This is a genomic window from Paenibacillus planticolens (assembly GCF_013141725.1).
GTDB lineage: Bacteria > Bacillota > Bacilli > Paenibacillales > NBRC-103111 > Paenibacillus_E > Paenibacillus_E planticolens.
This window is the reverse complement of record NZ_WHNZ01000086.1, coordinates 22693-39762: the sequence shown is the minus strand read 5'-3', so window position 1 is coordinate 39762 and position 17070 is coordinate 22693. Positions and strand designations below refer to the sequence as shown.

At 50.9% G+C, this 17070-nt stretch carries 15 protein-coding genes; 3 read left to right on the top strand and 12 right to left on the bottom strand.

Annotation, left to right across the window (positions count from 1 at the left end; translation table 11 throughout):
- Positions 1-6: 6 nt before the first annotated feature.
- On the bottom strand, positions 7-1608 hold the full coding sequence (locus tag GC097_RS32885; protein WP_171687480.1) for a sensor domain-containing diguanylate cyclase: 1602 nt from the start codon (positions 1606-1608) through the stop codon (positions 7-9).
- Between the two features lie 188 nt (positions 1609-1796).
- Here GC097_RS32885 and GC097_RS32880 point away from each other — a divergent pair, with 188 nt between their 5' ends.
- Positions 1797-3944 carry a DNA topoisomerase III gene (locus GC097_RS32880; protein WP_171687479.1) on the top strand — a complete coding sequence of 716 codons (2148 nt, stop codon included), beginning with the start codon at positions 1797-1799 and terminating at the stop codon, positions 3942-3944.
- A gap of 83 nt (positions 3945-4027) precedes the next feature.
- Here the strand turns inward: GC097_RS32880 and GC097_RS32875 are convergent, their stop codons facing one another.
- The 4 genes from GC097_RS32875 to GC097_RS32860 form a co-directional block, all read right to left on the bottom strand.
- The gene (locus GC097_RS32875) at positions 4028-4372 is read right to left on the bottom strand and encodes a hypothetical protein (RefSeq protein WP_171687478.1); all 345 of its coding nucleotides are present in this window, start codon (positions 4370-4372) and stop codon (positions 4028-4030) included.
- Between the two features lie 99 nt (positions 4373-4471).
- Entirely contained in the window at positions 4472-4942 is a 471-nt protein-coding gene (gene lspA / locus GC097_RS32870) for a signal peptidase II (RefSeq protein WP_171687477.1), read from the bottom strand.
- A gap of 149 nt (positions 4943-5091) precedes the next feature.
- Positions 5092-5727 carry an HAD-IA family hydrolase gene (locus GC097_RS32865; RefSeq protein WP_171687476.1) on the bottom strand — a complete coding sequence of 212 codons (636 nt, stop codon included), beginning with the start codon at positions 5725-5727 and terminating at the stop codon, positions 5092-5094.
- Positions 5721-6017: a hypothetical protein gene (locus GC097_RS32860; protein ID WP_171687475.1), complete on the bottom strand. Its 297-nt coding sequence runs from the start codon at positions 6015-6017 to the stop codon at positions 5721-5723. The genes GC097_RS32865 and GC097_RS32860 overlap by 7 nt, the downstream gene beginning before the upstream one ends.
- 164 nt (positions 6018-6181) lie before the next feature.
- Between GC097_RS32860 and GC097_RS32855 the strand changes: the two genes are divergently transcribed.
- Both GC097_RS32855 and GC097_RS32850 read left to right on the top strand, forming a co-directional pair.
- The gene (locus GC097_RS32855; protein ID WP_171687474.1) at positions 6182-6745 is read left to right on the top strand and encodes a CcdC protein domain-containing protein; all 564 of its coding nucleotides are present in this window, start codon (positions 6182-6184) and stop codon (positions 6743-6745) included.
- Positions 6746-6897: 152 nt separating this feature from the next.
- Positions 6898-7185, top strand: coding sequence for a hypothetical protein (locus GC097_RS32850; protein WP_171687473.1), 288 nt, complete (start codon positions 6898-6900; stop codon positions 7183-7185).
- Positions 7186-8050: 865 nt separating this feature from the next.
- Here GC097_RS32850 and GC097_RS32845 read toward each other — a convergent pair.
- The 7 genes from GC097_RS32845 to GC097_RS32815 all read right to left on the bottom strand — a co-directional run bounded on the left by GC097_RS32845 (position 8051) and on the right by GC097_RS32815 (position 17061).
- Positions 8051-9091 carry a FecCD family ABC transporter permease gene (locus GC097_RS32845; protein WP_171687472.1) on the bottom strand — a complete coding sequence of 347 codons (1041 nt, stop codon included), beginning with the start codon at positions 9089-9091 and terminating at the stop codon, positions 8051-8053.
- Complete coding sequence (locus tag GC097_RS32840) at positions 9088-10113, bottom strand: FecCD family ABC transporter permease (RefSeq protein WP_171687471.1); 1026 nt, start codon at positions 10111-10113, stop codon at positions 9088-9090. Before GC097_RS32840 ends, GC097_RS32845 begins: the two co-directional genes overlap by 4 nt.
- A gap of 80 nt (positions 10114-10193) precedes the next feature.
- Positions 10194-11177 carry an ABC transporter substrate-binding protein gene (locus GC097_RS32835; RefSeq protein ID WP_171687470.1) on the bottom strand — a complete coding sequence of 328 codons (984 nt, stop codon included), beginning with the start codon at positions 11175-11177 and terminating at the stop codon, positions 10194-10196.
- Between the two features lie 138 nt (positions 11178-11315).
- Complete coding sequence (locus GC097_RS32830; protein ID WP_171687469.1) at positions 11316-12650, bottom strand: LLM class flavin-dependent oxidoreductase; 1335 nt, start codon at positions 12648-12650, stop codon at positions 11316-11318.
- Positions 12651-12668: 18 nt separating this feature from the next.
- Complete coding sequence (locus GC097_RS32825; RefSeq protein ID WP_171687468.1) at positions 12669-13307, bottom strand: RraA family protein; 639 nt, start codon at positions 13305-13307, stop codon at positions 12669-12671.
- Entirely contained in the window at positions 13274-15241 is a 1968-nt protein-coding gene (locus GC097_RS32820; protein ID WP_171687467.1) for an IucA/IucC family protein, read from the bottom strand. The genes GC097_RS32825 and GC097_RS32820 overlap by 34 nt, the downstream gene beginning before the upstream one ends.
- A complete protein-coding gene (locus GC097_RS32815; RefSeq protein WP_171687466.1) occupies positions 15241-17061 on the bottom strand; it encodes an IucA/IucC family protein in 1821 nt (606 codons plus the stop codon). Before GC097_RS32815 ends, GC097_RS32820 begins: the two co-directional genes overlap by 1 nt.
- Positions 17062-17070 lie beyond the last annotated feature (9 nt).

The window sequence follows — 17070 nt, the reverse complement described above, 5'->3', positions numbered from 1 at the left end:
GATTTCTCATCGATCCAGCTCTACCCGATTGCGTCCGGCTGTTTTTGCACGATACAGCGCATGATCCGCTCTGGAGATCATATCTTCAAGCACGATGGTGCCGTATTCCAGCTTCGGCGAAAATGCAGCAACCCCGATACTGACTGTTACCTGTACCGTAACCTTGTCATCCCTGTATGGTTCCATCTCGATCCGCGATCGGATTTCCTCAGCCATAAGTGCGCTGTCCTGCGCATTTTTCCACAGGCATAATAAAATAAACTCTTCGCCTCCGTAACGCGCCACAATCGTCTGGTTGTCCGCCAGCCGTTTCAACAGAGAGGCTGCATGCTGCAGAACGCGGTCTCCCACTAAATGCCCATGCGTATCATTCACTTTTTTAAAATGGTCGATATCCATCATCAGGACAGAACACGTATGCCCCGCTGCGATACACGCCTTCAGCTGCTCATACCCTTCGGACATCATATACCGGCGATTAGGGATGTCTGTCAATTGGTCAACCAAAGCGGAAACCTCTAGAAGAGAAATCGTCTGCTTCAGCTTTTCAGACATCAAATTAAATGTGTTGACCAACAATTTCAGCTCGACCGGAGCGCTTCTGATTTCACCTGGATCTATTTGGTAGTGGTAATTTCCTTTGCGGATGTGCTGGGTTGCACGAAGCAAATAACGTATCGGTCTCTCAATTCGCGAAGCTATCGTTACCGCTGCAAGGATGCTGACAAGGAAGGCGAGAAGGGAAATGAAAATGATCGTGATGATCAATTGATTTAATTTCTGAAAAACTTCCTTTTGCGTGATTTCGCCGACGACAATCCAGTTTTTCTCTGTCGACCATTGATATTGTCCGAATACTTTTTCACCATGAAAGCCTGTATACACCTCGCTCGACGTGCTGCCGATCTTGGCTCTTTGGATAATTTCAGATGACATTGTGGTGTGAAGGGCCGAGCCGCTAATACCCGACTCCCCTGAAGCGGTTATGATTTGCCCTTTCGCATCCAAGACGTAAACCTCTCCCGTTTCACCGAAGCGGAGCTGTTGCATTAGCTGATCCAGCATGTCCAACGTGACTACGCCCATCACAACGCCTTTAAAGTCATTTTGATCGCCAAGTACGGGGGCTGAAAACGTGATGATCGGCTTGCCCGTCTCTTTCGATATGTCGACACCGGAAATAAAGCTTTTCTTTTCGAGCGCATATTTAAAAAAAGGCCGGTCTCCTACATACATAAAAGAGTTATTGCCCGCATGGATAGTCCCGTCCTTCTCCACGAAATTAAGCGAATCAAACTCGGAATTGACACCTGCATAATTCTGGAACTCCCGTTTTAAATCGCCGATCCGGTGAAATTTGGCATTATCCGAAAGAGCGAACCGTTTGATCGCATCCAGCTTTTCCTGATTCCATCTTTCTATATATAAGCTTTGCAACGCAATGATTTGTTTAAGCTGACTTTCCGCTTCATTGATCAGGTTCTTCTTTTCTATCCAGTAAAAAGGAGCGATAATTGAAAAGGCCAGAGCTAAAATAGCGACGCCAATCCACACTTGAAACCTCATCTTCATCGATTGACTGGAGAAATAAGCAAATTTGCGTCCCATCCGGCGTCAGCTCCTTTCTTATCTCATACGTACGTTTATTATACCTTGAAATTAGGACAAAAGCAGGCAAAATCGATCGTTTTTCGACAAATTTCTTTAGGATTATTTACCCATATTTCATCCCTATTTGAAAAGAAATCGTCTTTCGCTTATGCTAATTTGTAATAAGAAATGAGGTCATTATTCCTATGAAAACTCTTGTGCTCACTGAAAAACCGAGCGTCGCCAAAGAAATTGCCCGCGTCCTCGGCTGCAATCAGAAACAGAAACATCATTACGAAGGCGCCAAATATGTCGTTACCTGGGCGCTAGGCCACCTTGTAACCCTCGCTGAGCCCGATGATTACGACACCAAGTACAAAACTTGGAATCTGGAGGATCTTCCTATCCTCCCTGAGCGCATGAAGCTCAAAGTCATGAAGGAAACGTCGCATCAGTTCCGTGGGATCGAGCAGCTGAGCCGGCGCGGCGATCTCGCCGAACTGGTCATTGCGACGGACGCCGGGCGGGAAGGCGAGCTCGTCGCCCGTTGGATTATGGAGCTGATCCGCTGGAAGAAGCCGTTCAAACGGCTTTGGATCTCCTCGCAGACGGATCAGGCCATTCGCGAAGGCTTCTCGAAGCTAAAGCCGGGCACAGACTACAACCGGCTGTATCAAGCAGCCGTCTGCCGTTCCGAGGCCGATTGGCTGATCGGCCTGAATGTGACCCGCGCGCTGACCAGCAAGTTCGGCGCATCCTTATCAGCTGGGCGTGTGCAAACGCCGACACTGGCCATGATGATTAACCGTGAGGCGGAAATCCGGGATTTCCGTTCCGTCGACTACTGGTTAATCGAAGCCGATTTGGGCTCTTTCCGCGCGGCATGGCGGGACCCCAAAACGGGAGACACGCGCATTTTCGACCGCGAGCGCGCAGACAGCCTGAAAGCGAAGCTGCAGGGCCAAAGCGGCCGCATCGTTCAGATTCAACAAACGGAGAAGCAGATTCCCCACCCGCTTGCTTACGATTTGACCGAGCTTCAGCGTGACGCCAACCGCAAGTTTGGCTTTTCGGCCAAACAGACATCGAACGTCCTGCAAAGATTGTACGAGCAGTACAAGATCGTCACCTATCCTCGGACGGATTCACGCTATCTGACTTCGGATATGGCTCCGACCTTGGCTGGCCGACTCAAGGGCGCAGCGATCGGTCCCTATGCTCCGCTCGCCGCTCCGCTGCTGCGCAAGCCGTTAGCGATTACCAAGCGCATTGTCGACGATGCCAAAGTATCCGACCACCATGCGATCATACCGACCGGCGAAGCGGTTTCGCTTGCCACTCTAAGTGCGGACGAGCGCCGGCTCTACGATCTGATCGTGCGCAGATTCCTGGCCTTGTTCTATGGCCCTTGCCGCTACGACGAAACGAAGCTGACCGTCGACATAGCCGGCGAGAAGCTGTATGCATCAGGCAAAGTAGTGAAGCAGGCAGGCTGGAAAGAAGTTTACGGCGCTAACGATTTCTCCGATCCTGACCGGGAAGAAACGGATACGGATGACGATGCGTCTCAACTGCTGCCGCAGGCCAAAGAGAAGGATCCCGTTACCGTCAAACAGGCCCGCCAGTTGAACCGCCAGACCAAGCCGCCGGGCAGATACAATGAAGCCTCTTTGCTGTCGCAGATGGAGAAATGGGGCCTTGGCACGCCGGCAACACGGGCGGATATTATTGAGAAGCTGGTCGCTTCCGACACTATCGAGCGTCAAGGTTCCCAGCTCATTCCGACAGGCAAGGGCAAGCAGCTTATTGAGCTCGCCTCGGAAGAGCTGCGTTCCCCTGAGCTGACTGCGCGTTGGGAGCAGGAGCTCGAACGCATTGCCAAAGGCAAAGGAAGCATGGAGCAATTTTTAAGCGGGATTCGTGCAAAAACCGTGGAATTAGTTAGCGAGGTTAAGAAAAGCGACGCTGCATATAAGCCGCATAACTTAACGGGCAGCAAATGTCCGGATTGCGGACAATTTCTTCAGGAAGTAAAAGGAAAAAGAGGCCGCTATCTCGTTTGCTCCAGCCGGGAATGTTCCTACAAGCGGGAAGCGGACGGACAGCTGACGAATCACCGTTGTCCCCAGTGTCATAAAAAGATGGAGATTCACACAGGCAAATCCGGCAAGTATTTTCAATGCCGTCCCTGCAACGTGGTCGAGAAGGTGGACAATGAAGCTTCCGGCGGCGGCCGCCGTGCCTCAGCCAAAGCGAATCGTCAATTAATCGAGCAGTATTCCGATCAAGCAGGGATCGGGAACTCGCTCGCTGACAAGCTTCGTGCGGCCATGCAGCAGAGCAAGGAAGAATAGCCTCTTAGTAGTTACCTTTATACGAACCATATGCAAAAAGCTGCCCCCAAAGTCATCTACGATGACTTTGGGGGCAGCTTTTTTTATGCTTGATTCGCCTGTACCGTAACTTTGCCTTTTACCGCCAACTCCAGCTGCTCCAAGCTTGTAATCCCCAAGCTAACCAGCGCTTCTCCCGCTTCCATGTGAACATTCGCCAATATATTCATACTTGTATTGGGGACGAGCGATTTGCGGAATTCATGAAATAAAACGGCGTTATACGTCTTGAGAACCGTCATGAATTCTACTGTCGGAGGAACGAAGCTGCGCATTTCGGAAGATTTCCAGAAAAAATCCCTTACATGTATAATATCAGCGCCTGTCCGATTCAACTTACGAATCATAGCAAAAAATTCATCGATCAAGGCCTTTCTCTCCGGACTCACACAACCATCTCCAGTCTAACATTAACCCTATTCATACTCTCGTATAAAAGGATAATTATAGTTCTTTAGATCTATAATTATAGTATATTAGACCTATATTTACGAGAGGCTTTTTTCTTTGCCATACCTTTTCCGAAGAAATGAGAATAACATTTCCAAGGCAAAACAGACTACGCCCAAATTAATCGCCAAGTCCGCCACATTCATGATGCCATTCCCCGAACGGAAAACGATAAAATCCGTTACTTTCCCGAATAGCAGGCGCTCAATCCCATTTCCTATTGCCCCGCCCGCAAAAAAAGCAGCTCCAGACTGCATGAGGTAGCCTTGGATGCGCCCCGTTTTCCGGAAGTAGAGAATGACAGCGACAATAACGATGGCCAAAATACCGAGATAACGGCCCCATCCCTGCAGCGAACTGCCTGCCGCTCCCGTATTTTGATAATATGTAAACGAAATGATGTCCTTATAGAACGGCATGGATTCCCCCACTTTCAACATGGAACGAATCCAGACCTTCGATATTTGATCAACGGCGGTAACCAAAATTAAGATGAAATAAAATAACATGACACTTCCCCTTCATCAAAAATATCCTCTCTTTGCCATTTTACATGATGCATGGCCGGTACTGCGAATTTTGCGCCTTCAGGCATGCCCGCTCTCCTCAGCCGGAAGCGCAAATAGCCGCCTCTATGGTGCTTAGGCAGCTTACGCAGTCATACTAACCCCTGAAGAGTCTTCAACAGTTCCCCTGGGGAATTTGCAAAATAATCGGGCTGTCCTCTAAGCAGCAGACGCGGGTCGTCATACCCCCATGTGACCGCCACAATCGGCACGCCTAATTTCTTGCAGGCCTCAATATCTCTTAGTTCATCTCCGACATAAATCATCCGCGCAGCCGTTGTCCCCCACTGCTTTATCACTTTGCGAATGGCATGATGCTTGCCGAAAAGCAGCTTGGCGGAAATAATTTCCTTAAAGAAGCCATCCATCTTGTTTTTTTTCAAAAACAGTCGAATGTTCGCTTCCGAATTGGAAGAGAGAATAGAACTTTTCACCCCCTGGGAGGAGAGCTTGGCTATGACCTCTTTCATTCCCGGCACGACATGAAGCGCACGAATATTATCCTGATAAAGCTGCCTTCCGGCGATGATGAGCTTAGGAATCTGCAGGGCCGGCACGCCCAAGTGATCGACCCGCTCCGCAATGGAAAGCGTTCTGAGAAGCGCAAGGTCCTGTTCGCGAATTTTGCGAAACTGATGCTGTCCCGCCATTTCATTGTACAACTTCACAAGCAAAGCTCTGGAATCGACAAGTGTCCCATCGAAATCAAATAGGATATGTTTTACCATTCTGTTGTATATAGAAACAGGGCCGGCCCCTCAGTCGGCACTTCTTTGATTTGGTTTTGGGAAAATTCTTCAAGCGGGTCTTTGACGATATGGGGATTGCTGACGACTCTCAGATCTTCCCATGCACAAGTTACGCCGCGCCCATAGGCGTCTGCATCGCCGGCAAACATTTTACAGCCTTGACAGAAATGTTTCTTCTGCTGGGCATCCAGCTTTACAACTTTATTCCGAAGACAACAGTAAATTTCATTGTCTGCATTACATACATTAACGTGAGTGATTAGAGCCATTTGCATGTCAACTCCTTGCGGCGCATTTTCTGTGTAATAGTAAGTTTATAGCACTACTATTAAGTGTATGACAGTTTTTTGTAAACGGAATAAGATTTATCATGACAAGCTGCCTAAATTTGCTACAATAAGTAAAATGCTGCAAACGAAATGGAGGAATACCTATGCAAGATTGGATGCATTACGCCATCCCGATTGTTCTCATTGGCTTTTTTATTTACCGTCGAACCAAACGCACCATCGGCTTTCAAAAGCTGTCCAAAGGCCGGCTCAGGTTCCGGCTCACGCTGTTCAGTATTTTGGGTATATTCATTTTCCTGCTGGGCTTCATCCATCCGATTCATTTCATTGGCTATATCATCGGCTTGGCCGCCGGAACGGGACTCGGGCTCACCGCGATTCGCCATACCCGGTTTGAGCATCGGGCGGACGGCTGGTACTACCGCACTCACCTGTGGATCGAAATCGCTGTGCTCGTGCTGTTTATTAGCCGTATCGCCTATCGGTTGGCTTTCATCGGACTTTCCGCCAACCCCGCCAGCATGAATCCGGCCGATCCATCACAATTCACCAAAGATCCGGTAACCGCGGGTGTCTTCTTCATCATCGTGTCCTACTACATCCTGTTTTTCGGCTATCTGCTTCGGGAAGAAACCAAGTTGGATGCGAATGCAACGATTTCCAATGTCTCCGGCGGCGAAAACTCCAGCCCTCAGGCTGTAAAATAATAAAACGAGGCAGCCCTCCAGGTCCGAAAGCACATAGACCTTTTGAGGCTGCCTTATTTGTTGAAAAATACCCAGAATACGACAACGGCATTCGAGCGACATTTTAGCCGAAGTACGTTAACCTATGAAAAATGATTCATAGGAGGACAACAATGATGCGAGATTTGGGATTCATAGCATTGGGTGTGTTCGTTATAGGTATCATGTTGTGCATGTTTGTAGATGTGCTCATAAAGAACAAGTCGATGATGCTCTCCTATCAGAGTCAACATGGGAATGAAAACAGTGAAAGATCCGTGAAGGTCATTGAGGTGTTTGAGGGACTTGAGGATTTTGGAGCCTCAGAGGAGCTATTGTCCGTTCAGAATAGAGAAGTCGTTTACCCGATGTATATCGATTGCAGCCGGATCGACCATCAAGTGCAGCCTCCTGCGTGCTAACGGGGGGGCACCAGCCATCCCCTTTTTGCTCTGCTTTGTGATAGCGTGGAAAAACGCGTTTTCGCTCTCTCAACACTCTTCGCCCATGAGACGGCCTTTTCGGACCTCTCATGGCCGTTCCACGCCTTCTCCGCGTCTGAGACGGCCTTTTTCGATCTCTCGACACGACTTTCGGCCCTATTCCACCGCTCATCGCCCGCGAGACGGCCTTTTTCGATCTCTCACGACTGTTCCACGCCTTCTCCGCGTCTGAGACGGCCTTTTTCACTCTCTCGCGCCGACTTTCGGCCCTATCTCACCGTTCATCGCCCGCGAGACAGCCTTTTCGGACCTCTTACTGCTGTTCCACGCCTTCTCCTCCTCTGAGACGGCCTTTTTCGATCTCTCGCACCCACTTTCGGCCCTATTCCACCGCTCATCGCCCGCGAGACAGCCTTTTCGGACCTCTCACTGCCGTTCCATGCCTTCTCCGCGTCTGAGACGGCCTTTTTCACTCTCTCGCGCCGACTTTCGGCCCTATCTCACCGCTCAGCGCCCGCGAGACAGCCTTTTCGGACCTCTCACGCCGTCCGCATTCCCTACCTTTCATGTATCGCCAAGTAAAGCTATGTCCCTAAACACAGTGGCATCCGAAAAACGGTAAAAACTACCGTTAAAATCCACGCATTTGTAGCCACCCAGCATTTAACGGGAATTTCTCCCGTTAAACAAGCAGGTTTGGCAAAAAATGCAACTTCTAGATCAAATTAACGGGAGTTTTTCCTCTTAAATACCCAGCGTGTCCGAAAACAAACAAATTACCGGGAGAAAATCCCGTTAATTCATGAGCTAAGAGGGACCACTTCACCCCCTTCGCCTCTCCCCGTCATCGATTCCGATTCCGATATAGCAAAAAAATAAAAAACGGAGCACCAACCCCTGCCGTAAACACTCCCGCCGGGATGTCCAGCGGAGGAAAAGCCGTCCTCGCCACCGTATCGGAAATCAAGACCAAGAGGCTGCCGATCAGCGCCGACACCGGAATGAGTCCCCCATAAGCGGGAGGGACCAACTTTCTGGCGATATGCGGGGAAATTAATCCGACGAAGCCAACCGCTCCCGCAACAGCCACCGCAGAACCGGCCAGCGCCACGCTAATGAACAGCAGCATGAGGCGGTGAAGCTGAACTTTGGCTCCCAACCCTGTGGCCAGATCATCCCCCAGCTCCTGCACGTTAATTTGTCTGGCGAAATAAATCGCCAGCGGAATAAACACAACGACCCAAGGCAGCAACGTATACACGTTGTCCCAAGAAGCGCCGTAGACGCTCCCGGTCAACCATGTATAGGCTTTGCTCGCGGAATTCATAGGGCTGAGCACAATCATTAACATGGTTAATGAACTGGTCGCCGCCGAAATCCCGATCCCGATCAGGACAAGTCTCGTTGGCGTAACCCCTTTATGCCATGCCAATAAATAAATGATAAGGGACACCAGGGCAGCCCCCACGAAAGCAGCCAGCGGCATCCAATGAATGCTGACAGTGCCCGCAAAATAAGTAATGAACGTAACGGCCGCCAAGGTCCCTCCTCCGGTAACGCCAATAATATCAGGCGAGGCTAGCGGATTGCGGATCATCCCTTGAAGAATCGATCCTGCAACACCTAGCGAAGCTCCCACGAGGATTGCCACAATAATCCGAGGGAGCCTTAGCGTTCCGATCACCAGCTCTTGCTGCGGGGTACCTTGTCCAAAGATCGTTTTCAACACATCCTGTGGTGAAGTGAAATTGGTGCCAAGCCCCGTGCTGACAAAAAATATTAGGACGGTAAGCAGCGTCAAACCGGAAATAACGAGAAGCGTCCTCCCATGAATAAGAAAAGAATAACGGTCGGCCTTGCTTCGAAATGCGATTAACCGCCTCATGGCTTCCCTCCATTCGAGCCCAGCCCTTTTCTCGCCGTATAGATGAAAAAAGGCACACCGATCATAGCGGTCATAATACCGATCGGCAGCTCGCCGGGCATGATGACGAACCGGGCTGCAAGATCGGCCAATAGCAGCAAAACAGCCCCCAATACAGCGCAATAAGGAATCACCCAACGATAATCGATGCCGACAATAGATCGCGTGATATGCGGAATGACGAGACCGACGAACCCGATCGACCCAGCTACGGCTACGGAGCTTCCCGCTAGAAGAATCACTGTGATCGCAACGGAAACTTTCACCAACCCAAGCTTCTGTCCCAAGCCTCTGGCGACATCATCGCCAGAAGAAAGAATGTTCACGGGATGCGCCAGCACCAGGGCTGCGACCCCGGCAGCGAGCATGTAGGGCAGCACGGGGATCAACGTATCCACGTTTTTGCCCGCGACCGATCCGGCCAGCCAGAACATCACATTCTGCAAGGTGGCCTCGCGAACGACGAGCATGCCTTGCGTGAACGAACTGAACAGTGCCGTCATAGCAGAACCGGCCAGAACAATTTTAACAGGCGTCAATCCCTCTCTTCCCAAGGAACCGAGGAAATAGACGGCAAACGCAGCAATGCCTGCCCCCGCAAAGGCCACCCATATCAATTGGGTGATAGACGTAAGAGGGAGAAACGTAATCGCGATGACGACACAAGAAATAGCGCCCGCATTAATGCCAAAAATGCTCGGAGAAGCTAGCGGATTCCGTGTCAGCGCCTGCATAAGCGCCCCTGCTACGGCTAAGTTGCCTCCTACCAGCGCAGCAAACAACGCTCGCGGAAGCCGGGTCGTTCGGATAATCACTTGCTCGTTCGAATTGACATCATAATGAGTCAGCGACTGGATAACCGAAGCCAAGCTCGTATGCGACGAACCAAGCACAACACTTAATGCAAACGAGACTAGCAAAATAACGATGCCAAACACCAAACCCAGCGCTTTATAGGGTGTCTGGTGCAATAATGGTCTCACAGGGATCCTCCTTTGATCTACTTGCTTTAAAATTAAGGGAAGGCCGTTGACATAGAAGGTCAACAGCCTTGAACTTACAACTATTTCGTTAAACCGTAGAAGCCATACAAATCATCGATCATTAGGACTGCCGCAAGCGGACCGGAACCGTTATTCCATGTCGCCGCATTAACCTCGAAGACTTTACCGGCTTTCACGGCTCTCAAGTTTTTCCACAACGGAGAGTCGCTCCACGCTTTCCTCAATTCCAAGCGGCCGTCTGTTCGATTCGCCGTCTGGTCAAAAATAATATCAGCATCCATCTGCGTAATATTTTCTTTGGATTGAAGCTGAATTCCCCAATCTTTGCCCCTCTGGTTGGCTGGACGCGTGATACCGAGCTCCTCTAGAACAGATGCCGAGAACCCTGTGTACACAATGCGGGCATGATCCACACGGAAGTCAACGATACCCACTTCCAGTTTCGATTTATCCCCCATTTTCGCTTTGAAATCCGTTACCTTCTTGTTCCAATCCGCCAAAAATTTGCTCTCAGCATCTTTCATATTCGTTGCTTCTGCTGTCACCTTCAAAGAATCCTTCCAGAAATATATATCTTCCGTCATGACTGTAGGTGCGATAGCCGACAATTGAGCATAGATTTTCTCATCACGGAACTTGCTCCCGATAATCAAATCCGGCTGAAGAGCAACCAGTTTCTCCAAGTTCGGCTGGTTTTCCGATCCAAGGTTCGTAACGCCATTCATTTTGTCCTTTATATAGTTGTACCAAGGCTGCTCGATCCAAGCCTCAACCGCTCCTACCGGCTTCACGCCTAAAGCCAGAGCGGCATCCGTCGCCCCTTGAAACAAAGTAACAACTTTCTTAGGCGTCCCTTTGATTTCAGTCGTGCCCATTGCATGCTTGATAACTCTCACGCTATTCGCGTCCGCAGTCGCCTGTGCCGGCGCTTGCGTTGACGCTGCTGCCGGAGCCGCTTCCTGCTTAGGCTGACATCCGGTGAAGATGGCTGCCATCGTCAGTATTGCAGCGAGCAGCAGTGTTGCTTTTTTTTGCCGTACCATTTCTGTTAATCCCCCTAAATTTATATTCAGTTAATGATATTGATTCTCATTCTTATTATACGGAAGTGCTTCGCGATGAAAATGGACATTTGCGACAGCTTTTTTGTACGATTCTGACAACCATACGCTCAAAACCGTCTAACTGCGTACCGCAAACGTGTCATCAAGCGTTAATCCCAAATGCTCTCGCAATGTCGCCCCCGTGTATTCCGTCCGATAAATGCCCCTATTCTGAAGCTCGGGAACAACTTTATTCACAAAATCATCCAAGCCACACGGCAACAGCGCAGGCATCAAATTAAAGCCGTCAGCCGCCCCGTTCTCCAGCCAGCGCTGCATCTCGTCCGCCATCTGCACGGCAGTGCCGGCAAATGTGAAATGACCTCTGCCGCCTGCAGTCCGAATAATCAGCTCTCTGATCGTCAGGTTTTCCCGGCGCGCCAAGTCAACGTACAGCTGGAAACGCGCTTTTTGCCCTTGAATTTCGTCAACGGAAGGAAGATCATCCAGCGGTACGGGTCCGTCAAGCGGGTAGTTGAACATATTGACTCGGAGCAAATCCGAGAGGCTCTTAATGCCATACTCCGAAACCGCCAGCTCATTAAGCTCCCTCTCTTTATCCTTGGCTTCCGCCTCGGTATCGCCCACGAATGGGATAAAGCCCGGCAAAATCTTCAATTGCTCCTCGGAACGGCCGAACGTTCGCAGTCTGCTTTTTACATCGGCATAAAACAGAGCGGCGTCCTCCATTGTGTTTTGTGCCGTAAATATGACTTCCGCCAGCTCTGCAGCGAACTGCTTGCCATCCTCGGATGATCCGGCCTGCACTAAGACGGGATGCGTCTGCGGCGAACGAGGGATATTCAAGGCCCCTTTGACAGAGAAGAACTCACCGTTAAATTCTGCTCCCTGGATCTGGCCGATATCGGCATAAAGGCCTGACTGCTTATCGATGAGCAGCGAGCTTTCGGACCATCCTGCCCACAAGCGCTTAACAACCTCCACAAACTCCTTCCCTCGCGCATAGCGGACAGTATGGTCCAAATGGTGCTCCCGGCCAAAATTTTGCGCCGTCGCATCCCCCGTGGAAGTCACAATGTTCCATCCCGCACGGCCGCCGCTAATGTGATCCAGCGAAGCGAATTTTCTCGCTATGTGGTACGGCTCGTTATATGTGGTTGATGCCGTAGCCGTCAGACCGATGCGTTCGGTCACAGCCGCAATGGCGGACAACAGCGTAAAAGCTTCCAGTTGGGGAATGACCCGATATTTAATTAATGGGGTTAACCGATATTTTTCCGCCAAAAAAATAGCGTCCATTTTGCCGCGTTCGGCCGTTTGGGCCAGCTGTTGGTAATAGCTCAGACTTGTCGCAAGCTGCGGCTGTGCGTCCGGATGCCGCCATGAGGCTTCATGATGGCCCGTGCTCAAAATAAATAGGTTCAAATGCAGCTGTTTCTTTGGCTTTTTCACTTGAATCACCTCGGGTACTTAATTTATCTGTGACGGCAGTACATGCGACGACAGCACATAACCGTAATCTTGTCTTCTCTGCTCTTCTTTCCGCTGCTTTTCCAAAGCTTTGATACCGATTTCTGCCGCTTCACCCGGACTAATAACGAAAACACCGTCGTCGTCCCCCACGATTAAATCACCGGGCTGGACGCTGACCCCAAATACGCTAACCGGCGTGTTAACCTCGCCTTCAAGCTTCAGCGTCCGCGTAGTAAGCGCGCTGATTCCCTTGGAATAGACGGGAAAGCCGTGCCCTGTAATCGCCCGAACGTCCGCAGCGCAGCCGGAAACAATCACACCGGCAACCTTCTGGGCTATCGCCGCATAGGTTCTGAATTCCCCCCAGCAGGCCCGCTGCTCGTCGCCGGACATGTCAATGACGAGCACATCCCCGGGCTGCACCAGCTCCATCGCCTTTGTAATCGCGCTAGAGTCAATATGGGGAGTGCGCACCGTAACGGCATTTCCCAGCAGCCTAATCGGCCGGAATAGCGGCTGTGCGCCGTGCAGGAACCCGAAATCCGTCAAGTGGCCGATGGTGGAGGGACTTATCTCCCGGTACAGCTCCAGCAGCTCAGGCGTTACACCTTGTACTCTTGGTTGAATACGAAACATAAGCGATCTCTCCTATTCTTAAAATCATTTAATATGTGAAATGGATTCGCCACTTCACCTTGCCCATAAGGCATGCTGCCCGGTACGCGCATCGTCTGCTTCTTAAGAAGCGGACGCACAACCTGCTTCCACGGCCATACGGCTTTAACGAACAGAGCCTCCTGCAAGACGTTTGCAACCTCATCCGGCAATTCTGCTTTCTGTATGGCTTCCTCCAAGCAAGTTTGCAGCTCTTCCCACAAGGATTCCTCGCTCAATCCGTAATACTGGGAAACGCTGCGCAGAATCGCGTAAATGTTTACTTGAATGCCGAGCATCTGGAAAAAGCTCAACAGCTTCTGCGGATGTTCGTGATACAGAGAATTCGGGTAGCCAGCGCGCAGCGTATAAGCAGGGTCCTCCAGACCGTTTGCTTTTAACCACGGCACATGCACACGCAGCGCATCGTGATCGCGGAGCAGCAGCCCTTCGATTTTGCCATGTTTCCAAACCAACACGCAGTTTTGACCGTGCACTTCCGGCATCATGCCGAGTCGGAATAAGCGGAAACAGATCTCGAAGTAGGACACCAGAACTTCATGAAATAACCGCACTACTGCGGCTGGTTCGCTTCGATCCGATCCCATCAGCTTTAGCCACTCATCGAGAACATGGCCGTTTTCCGCTGAAGCGTAAACCGATAACGCAGACATCGGCAGCAGCCGAATGTCGGCATCCTGCACGAGTTCGGCGGGATATTCCCGAACCAGCGCTGACAGATGCCGGGGATAGTCGGCAAACAAATCGCGATCCTCCGGTAAATACGCCCACCATTTCGTTTCATCGCATAGAAACAGCTTCGTCTTCAGCACCGCATCCCGCTCCACAGCTTGCCTCATCAACCATTCCGCCTGCTGACCGTTCATCAGCTTGATCGCCGACAAATAGCGCAGCCCGCCTAACGAGTAAATGCCTAACGGCAGTTTGACATGGTAAGGGCTCTCGTTTTCGGGCATTAACGAGCGGACGGATGACGTAGCGTAAAATGTTCCCGTCTCTGTCTCCAACGGAATGCAAATCCCTTCTTCAAGCTCCCTTTTGATCTGCTCGGGCAAAATGGCCGACATCTGCCACGGATGCACAGGAATAGCCGTATAAGCCCCTTCACCCAGACCGCGTCTGTTCAGTTCATTGCTGATCTGGCTCCGCTCTTCATCCGAGAGCAGCAGGTCGACAGGAAACAATTCTTTCCCTTCCTCAAGCCCGGATACGACATAATCTTGCTTCACCGCCATCCAATTCAGCTTGATCCGACGGCCGAACTCCGCCGTATAGCTGCTGCACTCGTCATAGGCCCAGCCTTGCTTCACCTTCGACACCGGGTGGAACGGCCTGTCGCGGTAGCCTGCTTTTCGTTCGGCTGCCAAAAGGGATGCACGCTGCGGCAGCCCGAGAATGTGCGCAGCCGGCTGTTCATTTTCAAGCGAGAATGATGTTTGCAGCAGCGTTTGCTCGATCATATGCAGGAACTTTACCGCACCGTACGGATCAACCGCCACCGGATCGTTCATATACAGCATAACGACATGCCCCATCAGCTCCAAAGGGCTGGGTTTGGACAGCAGTGCAGCCTTGCCGGCATGGAGGCTTGCTTTGCACAATCCATAAGAAATTTCAAACCAATAAGGCTGTGCGATGGACGCCCGCACGGGAAACACAATGACGGCATCCTCCAGGTGCCATCGATACACATGCGTTGCCAGATCCGCTCCGGCGCCAAACTGCTCCTGAACCGCCTTCATCTGCGCATCCTGCGTGATAATCGCGTCCCATTCCCCTTTGGATAGGCGTTCTACAGACGCATGATCGTCGAGAAACTGTTCCGCCAGCAGCGCATTCACCAAATCTTCCATGACACGTTGTTCGGCTCTATCTCTCGTAAGTTTGTTTGGCATTAGGCTTGGCCTCCTTGTGAGAAACGAAAGTGAGATAAAGGATTCGGAACATGCTTGGGATCGACTTCCATGTCTTTCCACAACCTTCTCCGCGCTAACTGTTCGATCCGAATTGTATCGGAGAAGAGATTATATTTTTCAAAGTTAGCCCCATGCTCGGGGTGCTCCTGCTGATACTGATGAATCACATCAGCGACCATTTGCCAAAATTCCGACTCTGCAAGCCCATACCGTTCAAGCAAAAATAGGCCGATATCGCCTAAGCACACAAAGAAAAAGGCGCTGTGCAGAAAATCTTTTACCGCATCCAAATCGTCGGTTTGCATATAGGAATGGCGGTTGATCGCCCGATGCGCCGCAGGCTCCAGGTTCAGATCCGGGCAAGCCTCAGGCTGCGGCAGCTGCGCTTTGGAGAACCGCAGGCCATCATGGAAATCTTTCAATGCCAGCCGGGCGGGCAGGCCGTCCTTATGAAGGAGGACGATATTTTGTGCATGCGACTCCATCGCCAATCCGTGCGCATATAGCATGTGGATAAGTGGAGTGATGGCCACATCCAGCAGTTGGCGCGTCCATGCTTTGATGCCGTATTTTTGCACCCAAGGTTCAATGAATGGCTGCTTGCCGTCTATATACGTAACCGAGCTTAACGGAATGGCGCCTTCGCCCTCTTTCAAAAAGCAGTGTACGCTTTGTCTCCACACAACCCCTAAGTTCCCGTACGCCTGCGGCTGCAAGTTTTCCGGAAGCTTCTCATACTGATAAGTGATCCCTGCGAACTCCGCCAGAAAAACCAAACCAAGCTTCTGCGCTACTGCATCGTTCTCCGTCAGCGACAGCAGCCAACGTGAGACAAGCGGTGCGTTCAGAACGGTATGCTTCGCGAGCATGCGTCTCGTCGACGTATTCGTGATATTCAGCGCCATTTTCAAATAAGCTTTCTCTTTGTTCGATTGATTTGCCCAACTGCGAATGGATTGCTGCGCATGATACACATCCGCCCCATGACCAAGCCTTACAATCTTAGATTCCGCTAACTGCTGCTCAAAAGCCGATGCAATCACATGCTCCCACTGCCACGGATGAACAGGCATGAACAAGTAGTCCTCCACAATCAGCCCTTTGTCCGTCAAAACAGACTCGAACTGCCGATAGGTTTCGCTCCCAAGCTCATACCGGAGGATGGCCGGGTAATCTTCCCCCTCCAGAAGGGACAGCTGACTTTCAGCCTTGGAAACCGCCAGCCATACAGGCTGCAGGTCTCCTCTAAACTCCGGACCGTATTGTGCGTTCTCCTCCGCGCTAAAGCCGATTCGCGATTTATAGCACGGGTGATACGGATGTCCGTCCAGCAAGCTTTCCAACTCATCATAGCTCCGCTGCTGCCCCGATTCAGGCACGGAGGCTCTGTAAGTCTGAGCCTGCACGTCTTTCGCGAAGGTATTCCGCAGCTCATCTTGCAGCATCACCAGCCGCTCTTGATCCGGCTGAACCTGACCGAGAACTTCTTCTACGAACGGGGATACCTGCGCAGCCTCCCATTCTCCATTCCCTTTCTGCCGCTCGATCTTCTCTCTGGCTATACGTATGCGGTCAAAGGTAAATTTCCGCTTCGCCTTAAAACGATACTTAACCGGCTCACCTGCAGCCGTCTGTCCCTGCAAAACAAGCTCACCGTCAAATCCGGAAACCGGTATTCCGCTTAAAGGCACGGCTATTTCTTCATAAAGAACAGCTTCAATCAACTGGCCAAGCACCCGCTGCTCCACTTTTGCTTCAATATCAGACTGGCTTGCAGATACCCATTGTGTGTTGGTCATTCGTTACAC

Coding starts and splice junctions, on each gene's coding strand:
- GC097_RS32815 (WP_171687466.1), bottom strand. CDS start 17,061: ATGACCAACACACAATGGGTATCTGCAAGCCAGTCTGATATTGAAGCA.
- GC097_RS32835 (WP_171687470.1), bottom strand. CDS start 11,177: ATGGTACGGCAAAAAAAAGCAACACTGCTGCTCGCTGCAATACTGACG.
- GC097_RS32885 (WP_171687480.1), bottom strand. CDS start 1,608: ATGGGACGCAAATTTGCTTATTTCTCCAGTCAATCGATGAAGATGAGG.
- GC097_RS32880 (WP_171687479.1), top strand. CDS start 1,797: ATGAAAACTCTTGTGCTCACTGAAAAACCGAGCGTCGCCAAAGAAATT.
- GC097_RS32850 (WP_171687473.1), top strand. CDS start 6,898: ATGATGCGAGATTTGGGATTCATAGCATTGGGTGTGTTCGTTATAGGT.
- GC097_RS32865 (WP_171687476.1), bottom strand. CDS start 5,727: ATGGTAAAACATATCCTATTTGATTTCGATGGGACACTTGTCGATTCC.
- GC097_RS32845 (WP_171687472.1), bottom strand. CDS start 9,091: ATGAGGCGGTTAATCGCATTTCGAAGCAAGGCCGACCGTTATTCTTTT.
- GC097_RS32860 (WP_171687475.1), bottom strand. CDS start 6,017: ATGGCTCTAATCACTCACGTTAATGTATGTAATGCAGACAATGAAATT.
- GC097_RS32825 (WP_171687468.1), bottom strand. CDS start 13,307: ATGTTTCGTATTCAACCAAGAGTACAAGGTGTAACGCCTGAGCTGCTG.
- GC097_RS32855 (WP_171687474.1), top strand. CDS start 6,182: ATGCAAGATTGGATGCATTACGCCATCCCGATTGTTCTCATTGGCTTT.
- lspA (WP_171687477.1), bottom strand. CDS start 4,942: ATGTTATTTTATTTCATCTTAATTTTGGTTACCGCCGTTGATCAAATA.
- GC097_RS32820 (WP_171687467.1), bottom strand. CDS start 15,241: ATGCCAAACAAACTTACGAGAGATAGAGCCGAACAACGTGTCATGGAA.